Raw genomic sequence first — 18,377 nt, forward strand, 5'->3', positions numbered from 1 at the left:
CTATGGTCGCGGCAGGACGACGTTCCGGCGCCTGTCGACCCGAGTGGTCGCCGTCCGGCGGTCACCCGGTGGCGTCGGCTTCGGCGGCGACTCGAGGCGGTGGCGATGGCTGCACCCGTACGGGATGTGACCGAGGAAGAGGCCCGCTTCTTCCGCGAGAACGGCTGGGTGCGGCTGCCCGGCCTGGTCGCCCGGGACTTCGTCGAACGGCTTCGTCGGCGGGCGCTCGACCGGCTCGCGGCCCGCCGCGGGACACCGGGCACCGGCTTCGTCGACCAGGCGTTCGGCCAGGACCGCGACATCGCCGAGCACGACGAGGACTTCGGCGCGCTGGCGACATCACCGGCCCTCGCCCGCGGCGCGGTACGCCTGCTGACCGGCGTGGAGCGGGTCCGCCTCCAGATCACCAACCTTCTCGTCAAGGAGCCGGGGGAGCACGGGCAGACCGTCTACCACCAGGACTTCCCCTGGATGCCGATGGACACGTCCGCGATGCTCACGGTGTGGCTGGCGCTGGCCGACGTGCCCGCCGACATGGGATCCCTGCGGTTCTTCACCGGGTCGCACCGGTACGGCACCCTGGGACGCAGCTTCGTCCGGGAGGGCGACGACGCGCTCACCCGGCACCCCTGGCTACGGGACCTGGAGCTGTCCCCACCGCTCGACCTCGCGCCCGGCGACGCCACCGTGCACAGCGCCCTGACCATCCATGGCGCGCCGCAGAACCGCCGCGACGCCCCCCGCCTGTCGTTCACCGCGACCTACTTCGACGCCGCCGCGCTGTACACCGGGACGCCGTACGGCCAGACCGACGGGCTCGGCCTGGAGGTCAACCGGCCGTTCGACCACCCGAAGTTCCCCCTCGTCCCGGTGGAGGTTCCGTGAGCCCGGTGCAGACGGTGCGCGGCCCGGTCGCCGACCCGGGGGCGACGCTCATGCACGAGCACATCTTCGGGCTGAGCCCGGAGATCCTCTGGAACTGGCCGGACGTCCCCGAGGGCTGGGACCTGGAGGAACGCGCCCGCGAGGCCGCCGGAAAACTGAACGAGCTGAAGGCCGCCGGAATCGACACGATCGTCGACCTCACCGTGGTCGGCCTCGGCCGGTACGTTCCGGCCGTGCGGCGGGTGGCCGAGCAGACCGACGTCCACATCGTCGCCGCGACCGGCCTGTACACCTACGACGCCCTGCCGCCGTACTTCGGCAACCGCGGGCCGGGCACGCTGTTCGGCGGGCCGGACCGGCTGGCCGAGTTCTTCGTGCGCGACATCACCGACGGCATCGGCCGTACCGGCGTGCGGGCGGGCATGCTCAAGTGCGCCACCGGACGGCAGGGGATCACGCCCGGCGTGGAGCGGGTCATGCGCGCGGTCGCCGAGGCGCACCGCGAGACGGGCGTGCCGATCACCACCCACAGCGAGTCGGCCACCCGCAACGGGCTCGACCAGCAGAAGCTCCTCGCGGCCGAGGGCGTGAGCCTGGACCGCGTGGTCATCGGCCACGCCGGCGACTCCACGGACCTGGCCTACCTCGAAGAGCTCATCGCGAACGGCTCGTACCTCGGCATGGACCGGTTCGGCATCGAGTTCACCTCGTTCGAGGACCGGGTCGCGACCGTCGCCGCGCTGTGCGAGCGCGGGCACGCGGGGCGCATGGTGCTGTCCCACGACTCGTACTGCTTCAACGACCGCTTCGACCCCGACGTCGTACGGCGGCGGCACCCGAACTACCACCTGCTGCACATCTCCCGCGACGTGCTGCCCGCCCTGCGCGAGCGCGGCGTCACCGAGGAGCAGATCCACCAGATGCTGGTCGACAACCCCCGGCGCATCCTGGGAGGCGGTTCATGAGCACGCCCGAGACGGCGACCGATTTCGACGTCACCGCCGACTGGCACGTCGCCGACCCGTACCCGTTCCTGACCCGCCTGCGGCACGAGCGGCCGGTGTTCTGGAGCGAGCACCTGCGCATGTGGGTCATCACCCGGTACGACGACGTGCGCGACGCGTACCGCGACCACCGGAGGTTCTCCTCCATCGGCTCGCTCACCATCTCCCGTACGCTCACCGACCAGGTCAAGGAGTCGCTCGGCGAGCACCGGTCCTTCCTCGACAACTTCGCCGCGAACGTCGACCCGCCGCAGCACACGCGGATCCGCCGGGCGATCTCCCGGGCGTTCACCCCGCGCGCCGTCGCCGGCCTCGGCGACGCGTTCGCGACGCAGGTCGACGCGGTCCTGGACGCCGTCGAGCCGCAGGGGCACGCCGACCTGGTCGCCGACCTCGCGCATCCGCCGTCCGCCCGGCTGACGGCGGCGTTCATCGGCGTGCCGCCCGAGGACGAGGACCAGGTCAAGCAGTGGGTGTACTCCTGGTTCCAGCTGTTCCTCTCTCCGCAGCCGCCCGCCCGCCAGCGGGAGCTGGCGCAGGACTTCCTGAAGTACCTCGACTACGTCGACCGGCTCGTCACCGAACGCCGCGCGGAGCCCCGTGACGACTTCGCCGGGCTCATGGCGGGACTCATCGACACCGGCCCGGACGGCCTGTCGCACCGCGAGGTCGTCGAGACCATCAGCGCGCTGCTGCTCGGCGGCAACGACACCGTGCCGAACGGCTTCTGCAACGCCGTCCACCGGATGCAACGGGACCGCGACTCCTGGGAGGTGGTCGTCGCCGACCCGGAGCTCATCCCCAACATGATCGAGGAGACGCTCCGCATCGACGGCGCCAGCCTCGGCAGCTTCCGCCGCACCACCGAGGACGTCACCCTGCACGGTGTCACCGTCCCGGCGGACGCGGAGGTGTTCCTGCACGCCGACTCCGCGGGCCACGACGAGACGGTGTTCCCCGACCCCGAGCGGTTCGACGTCCACCGCGCCAACGCCCGCGACCACATGGTGTTCGGCTACGGCATCCACCACTGCGTCGGCGCGGCCCTCGCCCGCCTCGAACTCCACATCGCCCTCGAGCGCCTCACCGCCCGGCTGCCCGGCCTGCGCCTCGCCCCCGGCCAGGAGATCGGCTACCGCAAGAGCCTGGTCGGCCGCGGGCTGCCGCGCCTCCTCGTCGAGTGGTGAACGCGGCGAGGTTCACCGGCCGCGTCGCGCTCATCACGGGCGGCGGGTCGGGCATCGGCCGCGCCGTCGCCGTACGCCTCGCGGCCGAGGGCGCGCGCGTCGCGGTCGCCGACATCCGGTACGACACCGCGCGCGAGACGGCGGAACTCCTGCAGCGGACCGGCGCCACGGCCCTGCCGCTGGCCGCCGACGTCAGCGACGAGGAGGCCGTACGGCGGATGGTCGCCGGCACCGTACGGGAGTTCGGGCGCCTGGACGTACTGCACAACAACGCCGCGGCCCTCGGCCGCGAGGTCTACGGCCGCGACCTCGACCTCACCCACATGGACGTCGAGGTGTGGGACCGCACCCTCGCGGTCAGCCTGCGCGGGGCCATGCTGGGCTGCAAGTACGCCGTGCCGGCGATGCGCGACGGCGGCGCGATCGTCAACACGTCGTCGGTGTCGGGTCTGCTCGGCGACACCGACCACGCGGCGTACGGCTCCGCCAAGGCCGCCCTGACCTCGCTCACCCGCTACGTCGCGACCATGTACGGCGCGCGCGGCGTCCGCTGCAACGCCGTCGCCCCCGGCCTCGTCCTGACCGACGTCGCCCGCGCCGTGATGACGCCCGAACGCCTCGCCGAGAAGGCCGCCGAGCGCGTCCTGCCCCAGGCCGCCGAGCCCGCGGACGTCGCGGCCCTGGTCGCCTTCCTCGCCTCCGACGAGGCCCGCTGCATCACCGGCCAGACCATCGTCATCGACGGCGGCACCACCACCCACCGCCCCGAACACGCCATCCGCCAGGCGCGACAGTGAGCCGGTTCGACGCGGGCTGTGTGTGATCAAACACCCGCTGAGCGGCTCTGCCGCTGATAAAATCCAGACAGTTCGCGGTTGCGTCTAGGGTTCCGCGACGGCCCCGCCTCGACCACCACAACCAGGGTGCCGTCGGACTGGACCGAGCGGCGCCGGGGCCGAGGCTCTCGGCCTACACCTGACGGGATAAAAACCCTGAGGGGCTTCCATCACCCTGCCCACCTTTCGGCTGGGCCGGACCACAGGGAGGCCCTTCCATGAACCCCGTCACGGCCGTCAAGCACACATCCGCAGTCCAGGCGGTCCGGTCATGACCGGCTTCGGCGGCATCGCGCTGCTGGGCGCGGCAGGGCTGCTCGCCGGGGTGGTCGGCACCGCGGGCGGCATCACCTCGTTGATCTCATATCCCGCCCTTCTCGCGGCGGGTCTGCCCGCCCTGGCGGCGAACGTGGCCAACATCGTCGCGGTCGTCGCCTGCTGGCCCGGATCGGCCCTCGCCTCGCGGCCTGAGCTGGTCGGCCAGGGACCATGGCTGCGCCGGTGGGTACCGCTGTCGGCCCTGGGCGGGGCGGCGGGCTCTCTGCTGCTGCTGTTCACCCCACCGGGCGTCTTCGCCCGCGTCGTACCGTTCCTGGTGGCCACCGGCTCGCTGGCCCTGCTCGCCCAGCCTCGGCTCGCCGCCCGGCACCGGCGCGGCAATCCTTCAGGGGCGAGCGGTGTGGTCCTTCCGCTGGGACTGATCGCGATGTCGGTGTACGGCGGCTACTTCGGCGCAGGGTCCGGCGTGATGATCCTCGCCCTCCTCCTGATCACCTCCGAGCCCAGTCTGGCCACCGCGAACGCCCTGAAGAACATGCTCATCGGTGGCGCAGCGCTCATCTCCGCCGCCGCCTTCGCCGTTTTCGGCCCCGTCGACTGGACGGCCGTGGCGCCTCTGGGACTGGGCATGTTCGTCGGCTCCACGCTCGGCCCCCGCATCGCACGCCGCCTCCCGGCCACTCTGCTGCGCTGGCTGGTGGTCCTGATCGGCCTCGGCCTGGCGTTGCAGCTATGGATCAAACCGAACGGCTGATCACCTCCAAGGTCTTCACGGTGACCAACGCGCCTGCCGGTGGCAGCCGGATCGCATTCGGACGCGGACACACCGACGGGCATCCGCTGTAACATTTCATACTTGTGCAGTGCGACAACTGTTCGCCTGGGGCGTGGAAGGACGCGCCTTCCTAGCCTGGGCGTTCCTTGCGTTGGTCTCCTCCGCGGGCCGGCCGCAACGGATCGGTAATGCCGACAACGTGTGGAGGTGAGCGGTGGCGGACACCAGTGCCGGGGCGCGGGCGTGCCTGTCACCTGAGTTGCTTCAGGACATGGCAGGCACGTTCGGGTTGCTGTCCGCGACCATGCGGCTGCACATCGTGTGGGTGCTTTCGCACGGCGACCGCGATGTCGGCACCATCGCCGCGGAGGTGGGCGGTACCGTCCCGACGGTCAGCCATCATCTGGCGAAATTGAAGCTCGCCGGGTTGGTCCGGTCACGCCGGGAGGGGCGTCACCAGGTCTACCTGGTCGATGATCCGCACATCGTGACGATCGTGCGGCAGATGGTCGACCGGATGCGGGATGAGTCCGCGGTTTCAAGGCGCCGTCGTGGCGTGGGCGCCTGATCCGTTCACCGCCGCCGGCGCACCCGCGCCTGGCGGGGCGGACCGGCCGTGCCTGCCGCAGGTGCGCGGCCGGCTGGCGGAATACGCCTCGATGCCGGTGTTGCAGGTACTCCGCCGGCTGGAGAGCGGGCCGCGGGGCCTGACAGAGGAGCAGGCCCAGGCCCGCCTGGTACGCCACGGCGAGAACGTCATCGCCGGTTCCGGCGCACCGGGGCGGGCTGCCCGGTTGCTGCGTGCGGCGACGAATCCGTTCGTGCTGATCCTGCTGGCCCTCGGCGGCGTGTCCGCCGTCTTGGGCGCGTTCGGCGCGACGGCGGTGATCAGCGTGATGGTGCTGGTCAGCTGCTGGTTGCAGGTCCGCCAGGAACATCGCTTCGACCGGGTCGCGGCCACCCTGCGGGCGATGGTGAGCACCACGGCCACCGTGGTCCGCCGTGCCCGGGCACAGGCGTCACCGATGGTGCGGGAAATCCCGATCGACCAGCTCGTCCCCGGTGACGTCGTGAACCTGGCGCCCGGCGACATGGTCCCGGCCGACATTCGACTGCTGCGATCGGCGGGGCTGTCGGTAGACCAGGCCGTGCTGACCGGCGAATCCCTGCCGGCCGCCAAGCACATCGCCACTGACCAGGCGGCCACGTCAGGTCCCGGACCGGCGGGTGATCTGGGCGCCTTCGACTGCCCCTGGCTGTGTTTCATGGGCAGCACGGTCGCCACCGGCACCGGAACGGCTGTCGTGGTCGCGACCGGCGCGTCGACCTACTTCGGCGTGATGCATGCCCGGCTGCCGGCGCGGCGCGCCGAGACCGCGTTCGACCGCGGTGTGAAGGGCGTGTCACGCGCGCTGATCGGTTTGATGCTCGTGTGCGCGCCGCTGGTGTTCGTGGTGAATTCGGCCGTGCACGGTCTGCGGTTCGCGGCGCTGTGGTTCGCGATCTCCGTCGCGGTCGGTTTGACGCCGGAGATGCTGCCGGTGATGGTCAGTACAGCGCTGGCGAGGGGCGCCAAGGTGAGCGCCCGCCGGAAGGTGATCATCAAACGGCCGCCGGCGCTGCACAACCTCGGTGCGGTCGACGTGCTGTGCGTGGACAAGACCGGCACCCTCACCCACGACCGGATCACGGTCGACTGCCATCTCGACGCCGAGGGCCACCCGGATCCGGAGGTGCTGCGCTGGGCGGCCATCAACAGCGCGTGGGCGGCTCAGGACGACGAAGCGATCCTCGTCAACGAACTCGACGAGGCACTGCTGACCCACGCCGAGCAACGGGATGTCCCCCTCGACGGCTGGACCGGGGTCGATGTGATCCCCTTCGATCCCGCCCGTCGGCGCGGCAGCGTCGTCGTACGGACCGGGCTGGGCACCGAGACACTGATCACCAAGGGCGCGCTCGAGCAGGTCCTGGAGTGCTGTACCCGGTTGCGGACCCGGCACGGCGACACGCCGCTGACCGATGCGGACCGCGACCGGCTGCGTGAGCTCACCGACCGGCACGCCGCTGACGGTGTCCGGGTGCTCGCCGTGGCCGTGGCCGACCAGCCGGTACGAATCGGTGGTTACCGCCCCTCGGATGAGCAGGACCTGACTCTGGTGGGGTTCGTCGGCTTCCGTGACCAGCCACGCCCCTCCGCTGCGGCGGCCATCGCGGCGTTGGCTGACCGTGGCGTCACCGTGAAGGTCCTCACCGGAGACCACCCGCTGGTCGCGGCGCGGATCTGCCGCGACGCGGGTATCGATCCGGGCCGCATCGTGCTCGGCGAGGACATCGCCGGCTGCGATGACGCCGAGTTGCGCGAGCTCGCCGGGCAGACCACGGTGTTCGCGCGCGTCGACCCGGAGCAGAAGGCCCATATCGTCCGTGCGCTCCGGGCAGCCGGCCACACAGTGGGGTTCCTCGGCGACGGCGTCAACGACGCGATGGCACTACGCGACGCGGACGTCGGGATCACCGTCGAGAGCGCCGTCGACATCGCGCGCGAGTCCGCCGACGTCGTGCTGCTGAGGGAGAACCTCGATGCCGTGGCGGAGGCGGTCACCGACGGGCGGCGCACGTTCGCGAACATCACGAAGTATTTGGAGATCGCCATCTCCTCGAACTTCGGCAACGTGCTGTCGATGCTGGCGGCCAGTGTCATCCTGCCGTTCCTGCCGATGCTGCCGATGCAGATCCTGGTGCAGAACCTCTGCTTCGACCTGTGCCTGCTTCCACTCGCCTTCGACCATGTCGACCCGCGTACGCTGCGGCGCCCGCGCAGCTTCGAGCCGGCCCGGCTCACCCGGTTCGTTCTGCTGCTCGGGCCGATGAACACGCTCGCCGACCTGACCGCCTTCGCGATCCTGCTGCACACCACCGGCAGCCATCCCACACCGGCTGCCCAGGCGCTGTTCCACACCGGGTGGTTCGTCGAGAACCTGCTCACCCAGGCCGCGGCGGTCCACCTGCTGCGCAGCCCCCGGCTGCCGTCGCTCCGCGACCACGCCGCGCTGCCCGTACTGCTGGGTACTCTCGCCCTCACGGCGATCGCCGTGGCGCTTCCTTACTCTCCCCTCGCACCCGTGCTGCAGATGGCCGCCCTGCCCGCGGCCTGCGTCCTGCTGCTGCTCCTGGTCCTGGTGCTCTACTGCGTGCTGATCAGCGCGGCCAAGGCCCGATGGAACAAGGCCACGTCACTCGGCTCGCACGACGTCGCAAAAGTTCACAGCAGCTGAATCGCGTCATCGGTCTTGTCGCGTGCTCCGGTCCCCGGACCGTCGGCGGGGCGGTCGGCCAGGGCACGGGCGCTGGCGGCGAACGCGAGCGGCACGGCCAGAGTGAGCGCGATCGCCGGCACGGCGATCCCGGAGTCCTCGATCGCAAAGCCGCTCATCGAGGTGACCAGAGTGCCGGTGAGTCCTGCCCGCAGCGCCGGCGCGCGCTCGTAGGCGGCCGTCAGCGGCCCGCCTCCTCCACGGCCGTTCGTACGCAGGAGCACGACGAAGAGGAACAGCACCCCGGCGGCGGTCAGCAAGGTCAGCGGGATGTTGCCCACGGTGTGGAGCATCGCGTGCAGCTTACGGGCGATCACGGGCAGGGCGTCGCCGGACATGACCTGCCCCGCGAACCTGCCGAGATGGGTGCGCTGCCCGGCCGGTCGCAGGTAGTCCAGCCAGCAGATGGTGGCGATGGTGGCCACGCCGAGGAGTGCGAAGCCGAGCACCCGCAGCGGCGTGACCCGCTTTCCGGCCACGATGAGCGCGGTCACCGCCGTACCGGGCACCAGCGCGACCGTGCCGCCGAATTTGGCGCCAAGGCCTGGGGACCCGGACAGCACGTCCGCGGCGGCGCCGAGTGCGATGACCGCCACCGCCGCCCAGCCGCGCCGATCGCGGCGCAACAGCAGATGCGCGATCCCCGCGGCGAAGAACAGGGTGCCGGTGGCGAATGTCGCGAACGCGATGTTGCCGAGCCCGTAGTAGCGCCCACCGACCAGCGGCGAGTACCCCATCAGGCTGTTCATCTGCAGCGGGCTGCCCCGCAGCAGATCGACCCCGGCGACCAGGGCGGTGATCCCGGCCACGATCGTGCCGGGCGTCATGACCTCACGGCGCCACGGCCCGCCGAGCGCGATGGCCGTCAGCGCCGCGGCACCGGCGAGGACGCCGGCGAACAGCAACGGCTCCGGCCGGGACGCCCTCCACCAGGGCACCAGGTTGACCAGATAGGTCGAGGCCGGGACCGCCGCGCCGGCGAGCGCCAGCGTACGGGCGAAAGTCAGCACCCGGCGCCGCCGGTCGCCGCCCGACCCGCGAAGCCCGACCGCGGCCAGCGCGTACACCAGCAACTGGCAGACGACGAACGCGACGAAGAATCCGGACACCGTCCCTCGTACGACCTGCGCCGCACGGTCGTATCCGCGCATCGCCTCGGCCGCACCGCTCACCTCGCCATAGGCCCCGCCGTGGCTCCACGGATCACCCACCACCTGAGCCGGGACACTCAGCCCCGCCGCCGTCAACACCGTGGCGGTGAGGTCGGGCAGGATCGTCAAACCATCGCGCCGGGTCGAGGCCGACCGGAGGTAATGCCCGGGAGCGAACGCGGGTCCACGCGCGATAACGGCGCGCAGGTGCGGGGCATCGGACTCATCGGACAGACCGGCGACGACCACGTTGCCGCCCGGAGGAACGGCCGCGAGCACCCGGCCGATCTCGGCGTCCGCTTGGCGGACCGCCGCGGCCCGCTGCGCCACGCCGACACGGGCGGGCCGGTGCGGGCTCACCCCGGCTCCAAGGTAGGGCCGCACCACATCTTCCAGGTCGACGATGGTGACCCGGTAACGGTCCCAATCGTGGAAGGTCTCGGGAGCGGGTGCGTACGCGTCGAGCCCGCCGGTCGAGTCGGCGGCAGCCAGCGCGCCGCCCGGGCCGATCGCGGCGATGCCGGCCCCGGCTCGGTGCACCGCGTCACCCAGGGAGCCGGCGGCCGCGCGGAAATACGACTTCAGGTTGATCTGCCGGGCATTGGCGGCCATCGGCGCGTACCAGATGTCACCCCGGCGTACCGGATCGCCAGGGTTCTGCCCACAAGGGATCCGCGGATAGGCCGCGCGTGTTCCGGCCGACAGCGTCAGCCAGCCATCGATCGGGCAGGTCCACGCTCCGACCGTACGGACCGACAGCGACGCCATCGAGCCCTCGTGGGCCATCCTCCACAGCACCGGGCTCCCGGTCGGTGACAGGTCGGCCCACCGCAGCCCTGGAACGCCGATCATGACGACATTCGATGGTCTGGTGGTGTCCGCCTCGGCCGAGGGCGCGAGCATGAGCGCCGAGATCAGTATTGCGGCGACGGCAAGGATTCTCCGGGGCAAGCGACGGGGCCTTCCTGGTCATCGACGCTGGAGGATGCGGCTCGGGGAATGCGTTATCGCATTTGAATCGCGATGCTTGAAGATTTGCGCAACTGTACAGCACACATCATCGGTGAAACCCTCACCCGGCGACGAGCCGCCGACCAGATGGCTGTACGCTTGCGCAAATCTACAACTTTCGCGCCGCCGTATCGCGCCCAATCTCGACCTGGGCCGGCCCGGCGCGCCTCGGCAATGGAGAAGGAGATGGCCGTTGAGCCTTTGACCTGGGCTCGTGTGTTCACGACGTGGATCTTCGCGCCACTGAGCGTGACCTTGATCGTTGCGGCCGCAGCGGCGTACCTGATGGGGGTACGGCGTGTGCGTCGCGTCGGAGAATGGCCCATCGGCCGGACGATGTGGTTCCTGAGCGGCCTGGCCCTGTGGGCGATCTGCGTCTGCTCGTTCATCGGTGCGTACGAGCGGGTCCTTTTCACCGCCCGCGCGGCGCAGGTGGCGCTGGAACTCACCGTGGTACCGCTCTTCCTCGCGCTGGGTGCACCGGTGACACTGCTGGTCGAGGCGCTGCCGCCACGGCGGCGGGAACGGCTGCGCACGGCGCTGCGCGGCCGTGTGTCCCGGGCGTTGATGTTCCCTGCCGTCTCCACCATGATGCTCATCGCCCCGCCCTGGCTGCTCTACTTCACGCCCTGGTACGAGTCGACCCTCCGCAGCGGCGTGCTAAACGCGCTCCTCCCCGTCACATTGGTCGCCTTCGGACTGCTGTACTTCTGGCCGCGCCTGCAACTCGACCCCGTCGGCCGCGAGTACCCCCATCTCGTCAGCATGTTCATCACGTTCGCCGAGGTGATCTTCGACGGCGCGCTTGGGATCATCTTGATGTTCGGGCACCGGTTGATCGCAGAGTCGTACTACGTCGGCCTGCACCGTGCGTGGGGCCCGTCGCCACGGCAGGACCAGCTCTGGGGCGGCGGCGCGCTGTGGGTACTGGGCGACATCGCCGGTCTGCCCTTCCTCGCAGCGCTCGGCGTGCGGATGTTCCGCCAGGACCGGCGGGAACAAGTCGAGATCGACCGGCGCCTCGACGCCGAACTCGCCGCGCAACATGCCGCTCGACCGGCCGGTGAGCCGGATCCGGGCCCGGAGATGATGCGGCCCTGGTGGGAGACCGATCCCATCCTGTCCAAGCGGTACGGCCGCGGCCCCCGCGGCTGAGCGGGTTCGCGGAAGCGCTCCTGGACCTTGACGCCCGTGCGGAGACGATCGCTTGTTCACCTGACCAGTACGAACGTTGCCAGGCTGTACGCCCGCCATTTGAAGGGGACGATGTGAGCAGTGAGGCGCCGAAGGTGCCGTCCGCGTTGGCCTCCGCGGCCGCATGGTGCTGGCGGCTGATCGTCATCGGCGTCGTCGTGTACGGCCTGATGCGAATCCTCGACACGCTGCGCCTGGTGGTCCTGCCGTTCGCCATCGCGCTGTTCCTGTGCGCTCTGCTCAACCCGATCACGGCCCGCCTCCGGAGACGGATGCCGCCGCTGGCCGCCACCTGGCTGACCATGCTTCTCGCCCTCGGCGTGCTCGGCGGAGTAGGCACCTTCGTCGGCATCCAGGCCAACGATGAGTTCCCCCACCTGATCAACCAGGTGAGGCACACGGTCAATGACGTGCAGCACTGGCTCGTCAACGGGCCACTGCACCTGAAGAACTCACAGCTGGAATCGGCTGCGGACAGCATGCTCAAGCAACTGCAGCAGGAACGCGGCAAGGTGGCCAACGCGGCCTTCACCGGGGCCACGGTCGCCGGCGAGATGATCGCAGCTTTGATCTTCCTGCTGTTCGTGACCTTCTTCCTCCTCAAAGACGGCGCAGGCATCTGGAACTGGCTGATCAGCGGGTTCGGTCGCTATCGCGAACGCACCGACCAGGCCGGGCGCGCAGCCTGGCAGACACTGTCGCAGTACGTTCACGGCACCGTGATGGTCGCCGCCATCCACTCGATCGTCATCGCCGTCACTTTGATGATCATGGGGGTGCCGCTGATCGCACCGCTCGCCGTGGTCGTCTTCTTCGGCAGTTTCATCCCGATCGTCGGCATCATCGTCGCCGGGGCCCTCGCGGTGCTCGTCGTCCTGAGTGCGAAGGGCGGCATCGCGGCCCTCATCTTCCTCGGCATCCTGATCGTCGAACAGCAGCTCGAGGGACACGTCCTGCAGCCGCTCGTGGTCGGCCGGTGGGTGCGCCTGCATCCCCTCGCGATCATCATCGCGATCACGGTGGGTGCCGTACTCGGCGGGATTCCCGGAGCAGCGGTCGCCGTGCCGACCGTGGCCGTGATCTACCGCGCGTGGCCGGCCCTCCGGGGTCGGCCCGAGGCTGAGCCATCCGGATGATGCTTGTACGATTGTGCAACTATAAGATAAAGATGGTTGGAGGCCTCGCGGACGGCGAGGAGTCGGCGCCGATCGAGGAGAGGGCGATGGGTGAATTCTCGGTATGGCATTGGTTGATCGTCATCGCGGTGTTCGTCGTCTTGTTCGGATCAGCCAAGCTGCCACAGGCCGCGCGTTCGCTCGGGCGATCGATGCGAATCTTCAAATCCGAGACCAAAGGCTTGATGACCGATGGCGACGACTCGGCTGAAGTGACGATGTCCGTCCAGCAGATGCGTGAGGAGGCTGCGCGCCTTCGGCAGGAGGCCGCCGGCCTGGAGCAGCAGGCCCCGAGGCCGCAGGAACTGAAGACCCCCGACGCGGCGCGTCAAGGAGACTGACACGCTGACCACGGACCGCCCTGGTAGTCGCGATCCGGTCGGGTGCTCGCGCCACCACACGGCGCCGATGCGGTCAGTGTCGAGGCGTTGGTTCACGGAGAAAGGGTCCCGACCGTGTTCGACCTCGGGTTCGAAAAAGTCGCGCTGCTTCTGGTACTGGCAATAATCATCTTCGGCCCGGACCAGCTGCCGCGCGTCACCCGCCAAGCCGCGCAGACCCTGCGGCAACTCCGCCGGATGGCCACCGACGCCACGAGCGAGATCAAGGCCGGGCTCGGGCCCGAATACGCCGACCTGGACCTTTCCGATCTCAACCCGCGCCGTTTCGTCCAAAGGCATCTGCTTGACGACCTTGACGATGCTCTTGGAGATGATCCACCCAGCGCCGAACCTCTTCTTTCCTACGGCGAACGTCCGCCCTATGACCCCGAAGCCACCTGAGATCCCGGCCAGTGCGCGAGGCGAAGGCTCAACGGCCCTCGGCGTCGCCGGGAACGGATAACGGCAATCGCGTCCGCTACGAAGAACTCTCACAGGACGCCGAGGTCCACGTGGATCCGGGCCGGCCCTGACCCGAAGGATCGAGTTCTGTCGCCTCTTTGACGGCTTCGATCGCTGCGGCCTCGTTGGGCGTGCGGGGCCGGGCGCCCAGGCCGAAGAAGCCACCTTCGTTGTTCGCGTCGGCGACCGTAGTAGCGATCTCCACCAGGAACGCACGGAAGTCGTCCAGTTCCGCGGGTGCCGTCCGGGCGACGATGGTGCTGGCCGAGCGGATGGCCTGCAACGCAGGCCCCTCGTAGTCGGCATACACGGTGCCCGCTTGTAGCCTGGTGTCGAAGTCGGACGCCGCTGCCAGCTCGCGGATGAATCGCCTCGGATGAGTGATGCTGGCCTCCCGCAGCATCGTGACCAGCGCGAAGATCTCCTCGGAGTCGACGACGCCTTCGGCGAGCGACACCAGCACACCTGAGGCCATGAGTGCCTGCTCCAGGGTGGCCCATTCCTCGGGGGTGAAGTCCAGTTCGCCCGGGCCGTCGGAAGTGCCCTTGCCGTTCCGGAGGACCTGGAAGCCCACATCGGCCAGCAGGACCGGAATGCGCCGTGCCTCATCCACGGCCTGTGCCCGCGCCTCGTCCGAAAGCCGTTCCCAGGGCACCAGGTCGGGACGCGTGCCATCGTCTGGCTCGGGCGGGTCCGCCGGCCTCTGCCTCCTTTGCTCGCCCAGCCATTGCTGGTGCTCCAGCTGGGCCAGCGACTCTGCCTCTTCCTCGTCGAAGGCGATGGCCAGCGCCGGGTCGACGGCCGGGACCATCAGGTAACCGATCGCGGCCAGCCGCTCACCGATCTGCCGTGCCTGGAGCCGGTTGGCCTCCTTGATCTCCTCCAGCAATTCGTTCCAGGGATGCAACGCGGGCCGGCCGGCCGGCGCCTCACCGGTGTCGGTGGCGGACTGCAGCCGGCTTTTATGGATGGTCTGCGCCAGGTGCTCGGTGACCTGGGCGGTGGTGTAGTCGGCGAGGCTGTCGATGACGCGGTCTTGGGCCGTCAGGCGCGCCTTCATCCGGCGGCATTCGTGCAGGATGGCTTCCGCGTCGAGGAAGGTCTGCTCGGAACGGCGGTCGGCGGCCCGGCTCAGGACGTCTTGGCCGACCATGATGACCACCATGAAGATGAGCTGGGCCAGGGTGGACAAGAACGCCATGAAGGCGAACGGGTACGGATCGAACCGCTGGATACCGAGCACGTCCAGAGCGATCCAGATCACCTGTGTTCCGGCGGAAATGTAGAAGGCCCACATACTGCCCAGCCGTTGCGTCAGCCAGGCGGCGATTCGGCCATTGATGCCCACGGCTTGGTCGATGGCCTGGGGCGGCGGCTGCACTCGGTGCCGGTCGATCCACGGATGCGGACTCGACTCCAGCAGGCTGACCCCACGGCTGAGCGCGCGGTCCTGCCGGTCCAGGTGTGCCTGCAGGTCCGCGACCCTCTCGAAGATCGCTTCGGCGTTCTCATACGTCTGTACCGCCCGGCGGTCGGCGGCCATACCCAGCACACGCTGACCGACCAAGATCACCGAGCAGAGGACGAGCTGTACCACGTTGTTCAGGAACAGCAGGAACCCGAACGGGTAGGGGTCGACCCGGTGCAGCGGGCCCCAGGTCGCCAGGGCCATCCACCCAGTGACGATGATCAGCACGACGTACAGGGCGGGCATCGAACCCACACACCATGTCAGCGCGGCCGCGATGGCACTGTTGAACCCGACCTTCTCATCGGAGACCGTGACCGGGTGTTGCGGTACATCGGTCGTCTGACTGGCAGTACTCACATATCCCCCTGGACCGGGTCATTGGCCGCACCCTGAAACGTGGGACGACGAAACACCGGGGAAAGTTTGCACGGTTGCTTGAGTGTGCGAAAGTCGCTGGGGCGGTTGAACCTACTCCGGCCAGGCCGGCGACTGCGGACGAGGACATGTGTCGACCCGGCCGGGCCGAACGGCCGGTTGTCACCGGGCAAGCCCGTCGGTTGATCGACGGCGCGGGCGGTGAGCCGGCCGCCGTTGCGGTTGAGGAGCACGCCGATGGGCGAACTCGCACCCTGGCACTGGCCGATCATCTCCCTGGTCTTCGTGCTGCCGTTCGGTGCCTGCCGGATCCCGAGCGCTGAGGGGCCCGGGGAACCCGCACCCCGTCCGCCGGTCGTCGTTGCGTGATCGCGGTGCGGGTGCACTCACACTCGTCGGCCGACGATGATCCGAGACTGCGGGCTCGTGCCGTATGCTCCCAACAGTTGCTGACTTGTACAAGTGTCGGCATAGACAGAACACTCAGCGGGCGAGCGCCGTCCAACACGGGGAGGATCGAGCCCGCGGCCCTAGGAAGGACGCTGTCGGCATGAGCGGCTATCTACCTGTTCGCCCTGTGCAGATCGGTGCGCACGGGTGCGGCGGGTTCGTTTCGTGGCATGTCGAAGGCCAAAGGACCACGTCGGCCCTGCGGACCGCCGGCGTAGATCGCACTTTCGCGACTTGGCGGCCTGCCGCGCCGTCCCGCCCCTACGGCGATACGGCGGCCGGCGTTGGCGGATGAAGCGGGGCGGCGTTCGGTCGCGGATCGTCAGGGCGGGCGATCGCCGGCAGGCCGCATGCAGCTGACGGGTCTGGGCGGCATCGGCGTCCTGGTCGCGGTTGCGGCCATCGGAGCTCTCGTCGATGGCCTGGCCCGCGGCGGTCCAGGTCTGATCCTGGACGTCAGCGTGGTCGTCGGTGCTGTGCTGGCCGGAATGTTGATCAGTTCCCGGCGGGTGTGGCTGGTCATCCCGATGCCGCCGTTGGTGTTCGCCGTCATGGCGGTGGCCGCGGGTGTCATCGCCGATCACGGCGCGGCCGGCTCCGCGTCACGGCTGGCGGGCGCTGCTGCGGCCTGGGTCGCCAAGGGCTTCGTGGCGATGGTGGCGGCGACCCTGCTGGTGATCGTGATCGTCATTGTTCGGTCGGTGAATCGCCGGTTGTGACACGACCGCCGACCCCATCCCGGGCCGTCCTGGCCCAGGGAATCGGCGTAGGGCGGGGAAACGGGTTGCTCATGATCTGCAGGTGTTTCGGGGAGGGAATGTGAGTTACGGCCAGAAGGGGCTCTCGCGCTCGGCCGCCGGGGCGCGACGGCGGTCGCCCGCCCGTGCCCGGGCGGCCGAGGGGTATCGCGATGGAGCGGTCAGGCGGCGGACGGTCCGGCGCCGTCTCGGCCCGGTGGGGATCGTCTGCTACGCCTTGACGTGCATTGCCTCGGTGCTCGTGCTGGTGGCCAGCGGGGTGGGGTATTTCGTTCTCGGCCGTCTGCACGGCCTGGGAACCTCCCACGCGATCCAGGGCCCGAAGTCCAAGGGCGGCGCGGTCAACATCCTGCTGATCGGGCTGGACAGCCGCAAGGACCAGAACGGCAACGATCTACCCGAGGCCATCCTGAGTCAGCTGCACGCGGGGAGCAAACGGGGCGTTGACAACGGCGTCGGCGGATACAACACCAACACGCTGATCCTGCTCCACGTCCCGAACGACGGCAGCCGGGCCACCGCGTTCTCCATCCCGCGCGACGACTTCGTCACCTACACCGACGCGATCGGCACGCAGCAGCAAGGCAAGATCAAGGAAGCCTACGGCGTCACCAAGTACTTCCGGGAGATCGCACTGTCCAAGCAGGGCGTACACGGCAGCGCACTGGAGCACCAGGGACGCGAGGCCGGCCGCAAGGCCACCATCGCGACGGTACGCAAGCTCACCGGCGTGCCGATCGACCACTTCGCCGAGATCAACCTGGCGGGCTTCTACGATCTGGCCACCGCGCTCGGCGGCGTGGAGGTCTGTCTGAAACACCCGGTGAACGATTCCTTCTCCGGTGCGGACTTCCCCGCCGGACGTCAGCACCTGAACGGATCCCAGGCTCTGGCATTCGTCCGCCAGCGCCACGGATTGACCAACGGCGACCTGGACCGCACCCATCGCCAGCAGGCGTTCCTGTCATCGGCGACCCACCAGCTCCGCAAGGAGGGCGTGTTCGGCGACCTGGGGAAGATGGGCAGTCTCCTGAACGTCGCCAAGAAGGACGTCGTCCTCGACGCCGGCTGGGACGTCGTCGGCTTCGCCCAGCAGGCACAGAACCTGACCGGTGGGAACGTCGAGTTCCACACCCTGCCGATCGAACGCTACGGACTCGTCCACGGCCAGGATGTCAACATCATCGACCCGGTCAAGGTCAAGACGATCGTATGGTCGGCGTTCTCCCCTGACAGGCCCAAACCGGCGAGCACCGGCACTACCGGAACCCCCACCGTGCCCCTGACCGTGGACGTACACAACGGGGGCGGTAAGACGGGCCTGGCCGCCCGCATCGCCGACCGGCTCTCCGGCCTGGGCTACACCAAAGGCGACGTCCGCAGCATCAAGGCCCGTAACCACACCATCGTCCGTTACGGAACCGGCGCCCAGGCCGCAGCCACCAAGATCGCCGGCTATTTCGGCGTGACGGCCGCCCCAGGCACCACGGTCGCTGCCGGCCATATCGAGATCGACCTCGGCAAAGACGCAACGATGCCCAGCATGCCGGCCGGCAACAACCATCCAGCTCCTACCCGGCCCGCGGCCATCCCCACCGAAGGAGCCCAAGGCGGCGCTGTCGCCGGAGGCGGCATCCCTTGCGTCAACTGACAACAGAGGGGGCGCG

General features: G+C 69.4%; 16 protein-coding genes. 14 read left to right on the plus strand and 2 right to left on the minus strand.

Going from position 1 to position 18,377, the window contains the following annotated elements; genetic code table 11:
• Positions 1-105: 105 nt before the first annotated feature.
• From AB0I04_RS00105 to mgtA, 7 genes are all read left to right on the plus strand, one after another.
• Positions 106-885, plus strand: coding sequence for a phytanoyl-CoA dioxygenase family protein (locus AB0I04_RS00105; protein ID WP_360876393.1), 780 nt, complete (start codon positions 106-108; stop codon positions 883-885).
• Positions 882-1,850: a phosphotriesterase-related protein gene (locus AB0I04_RS00110; RefSeq protein ID WP_360876396.1), complete on the plus strand. Its 969-nt coding sequence runs from the start codon at positions 882-884 to the stop codon at positions 1,848-1,850. The genes AB0I04_RS00105 and AB0I04_RS00110 overlap by 4 nt, the downstream gene beginning before the upstream one ends.
• Positions 1,847-3,076, plus strand: a complete 1,230-nt coding sequence (locus tag AB0I04_RS00115) for a cytochrome P450 (protein ID WP_360876399.1) — start codon at positions 1,847-1,849, stop codon at positions 3,074-3,076. The genes AB0I04_RS00110 and AB0I04_RS00115 overlap by 4 nt, the downstream gene beginning before the upstream one ends.
• Entirely contained in the window at positions 3,073-3,873 is an 801-nt protein-coding gene (locus AB0I04_RS00120; protein ID WP_360876402.1) for an SDR family oxidoreductase, read from the plus strand. Before AB0I04_RS00115 ends, AB0I04_RS00120 begins: the two co-directional genes overlap by 4 nt.
• Before the next feature lie 310 nt (positions 3,874-4,183).
• Entirely contained in the window at positions 4,184-4,945 is a 762-nt protein-coding gene (locus tag AB0I04_RS00125) for a sulfite exporter TauE/SafE family protein (protein ID WP_360876405.1), read from the plus strand.
• A 235-nt stretch (positions 4,946-5,180) separates the two neighbouring features.
• The gene (locus AB0I04_RS00130; RefSeq protein ID WP_360876407.1) at positions 5,181-5,534 is read left to right on the plus strand and encodes a metalloregulator ArsR/SmtB family transcription factor; all 354 of its coding nucleotides are present in this window, start codon (positions 5,181-5,183) and stop codon (positions 5,532-5,534) included.
• Entirely contained in the window at positions 5,518-8,244 is a 2,727-nt protein-coding gene (gene mgtA, locus AB0I04_RS00135) for a magnesium-translocating P-type ATPase (protein ID WP_360876410.1), read from the plus strand. The genes AB0I04_RS00130 and mgtA overlap by 17 nt, the downstream gene beginning before the upstream one ends.
• On the opposite strand, the gene AB0I04_RS00140 is transcribed toward mgtA, so the two are convergent.
• Positions 8,232-10,286 carry a hypothetical protein gene (locus AB0I04_RS00140; protein ID WP_360876413.1) on the minus strand — a complete coding sequence of 685 codons (2,055 nt, stop codon included), beginning with the start codon at positions 10,284-10,286 and terminating at the stop codon, positions 8,232-8,234. The genes mgtA and AB0I04_RS00140 overlap by 13 nt on opposite strands.
• A 345-nt stretch (positions 10,287-10,631) precedes the next feature.
• On the opposite strand from AB0I04_RS00140, the gene AB0I04_RS00145 reads away from it, so the two are divergent.
• From AB0I04_RS00145 to AB0I04_RS00160, 4 genes are all read left to right on the plus strand, one after another.
• Positions 10,632-11,600, plus strand: a complete 969-nt coding sequence (locus AB0I04_RS00145; RefSeq protein WP_360876416.1) for a cytochrome c oxidase assembly protein — start codon at positions 10,632-10,634, stop codon at positions 11,598-11,600.
• A gap of 113 nt (positions 11,601-11,713) precedes the next feature.
• Entirely contained in the window at positions 11,714-12,775 is a 1,062-nt protein-coding gene (locus tag AB0I04_RS00150) for an AI-2E family transporter (RefSeq protein WP_360876418.1), read from the plus strand.
• Positions 12,776-12,861: 86 nt separating this feature from the next.
• Positions 12,862-13,155, plus strand: a complete 294-nt coding sequence (gene tatA / locus AB0I04_RS00155) for a Sec-independent protein translocase subunit TatA (protein WP_360876421.1) — start codon at positions 12,862-12,864, stop codon at positions 13,153-13,155.
• Positions 13,156-13,269: 114 nt separating this feature from the next.
• Positions 13,270-13,596, plus strand: a complete 327-nt coding sequence (locus tag AB0I04_RS00160) for a sec-independent translocase (protein ID WP_360876424.1) — start codon at positions 13,270-13,272, stop codon at positions 13,594-13,596.
• A gap of 76 nt (positions 13,597-13,672) precedes the next feature.
• Here the strand turns inward: AB0I04_RS00160 and AB0I04_RS00165 are convergent, their stop codons facing one another.
• Positions 13,673-15,484: a DUF1003 domain-containing protein gene (locus AB0I04_RS00165; RefSeq protein WP_360876427.1), complete on the minus strand. Its 1,812-nt coding sequence runs from the start codon at positions 15,482-15,484 to the stop codon at positions 13,673-13,675.
• Positions 15,485-15,739: 255 nt separating this feature from the next.
• On the opposite strand from AB0I04_RS00165, the gene AB0I04_RS00170 reads away from it, so the two are divergent.
• The 3 genes from AB0I04_RS00170 (at position 15,740) to AB0I04_RS00180 (ending at position 18,361) form a co-directional block, all read left to right on the plus strand.
• Positions 15,740-15,871, plus strand: a complete 132-nt coding sequence (locus AB0I04_RS00170) for a hypothetical protein (protein WP_360876430.1) — start codon at positions 15,740-15,742, stop codon at positions 15,869-15,871.
• Positions 15,872-16,302: 431 nt separating this feature from the next.
• Complete coding sequence (locus AB0I04_RS00175; RefSeq protein WP_360876432.1) at positions 16,303-16,671, plus strand: DUF6542 domain-containing protein; 369 nt, start codon at positions 16,303-16,305, stop codon at positions 16,669-16,671.
• A gap of 100 nt (positions 16,672-16,771) precedes the next feature.
• Entirely contained in the window at positions 16,772-18,361 is a 1,590-nt protein-coding gene (locus tag AB0I04_RS00180; protein ID WP_360876435.1) for an LCP family protein, read from the plus strand.
• Positions 18,362-18,377 lie beyond the last annotated feature (16 nt).

Origin of the sequence: Actinoallomurus sp. NPDC050550 (assembly GCF_040655075.1) — a bacterium.
Taxonomy (GTDB): domain Bacteria; phylum Actinomycetota; class Actinomycetes; order Streptosporangiales; family Streptosporangiaceae; genus Actinoallomurus.

What these genes read in the sequence shown, in the direction of transcription:
- AB0I04_RS00115 (WP_360876399.1), top strand. Translation starts at nt 1,847, where the DNA reads ATGAGCACGCCCGAGACGGCGACCGATTTCGACGTCACCGCCGACTGG.
- AB0I04_RS00125 (WP_360876405.1), top strand. Translation starts at nt 4,184, where the DNA reads ATGACCGGCTTCGGCGGCATCGCGCTGCTGGGCGCGGCAGGGCTGCTC.
- AB0I04_RS00140 (WP_360876413.1), bottom strand. Translation starts at nt 10,286, where the DNA reads ATGATCGGCGTTCCAGGGCTGCGGTGGGCCGACCTGTCACCGACCGGG.
- AB0I04_RS00170 (WP_360876430.1), top strand. Translation starts at nt 15,740, where the DNA reads ATGGGCGAACTCGCACCCTGGCACTGGCCGATCATCTCCCTGGTCTTC.
- tatA (WP_360876421.1), top strand. Translation starts at nt 12,862, where the DNA reads ATGGGTGAATTCTCGGTATGGCATTGGTTGATCGTCATCGCGGTGTTC.
- AB0I04_RS00145 (WP_360876416.1), top strand. Translation starts at nt 10,632, where the DNA reads ATGGCCGTTGAGCCTTTGACCTGGGCTCGTGTGTTCACGACGTGGATC.
- AB0I04_RS00105 (WP_360876393.1), top strand. Translation starts at nt 106, where the DNA reads ATGGCTGCACCCGTACGGGATGTGACCGAGGAAGAGGCCCGCTTCTTC.
- AB0I04_RS00175 (WP_360876432.1), top strand. Translation starts at nt 16,303, where the DNA reads ATGCAGCTGACGGGTCTGGGCGGCATCGGCGTCCTGGTCGCGGTTGCG.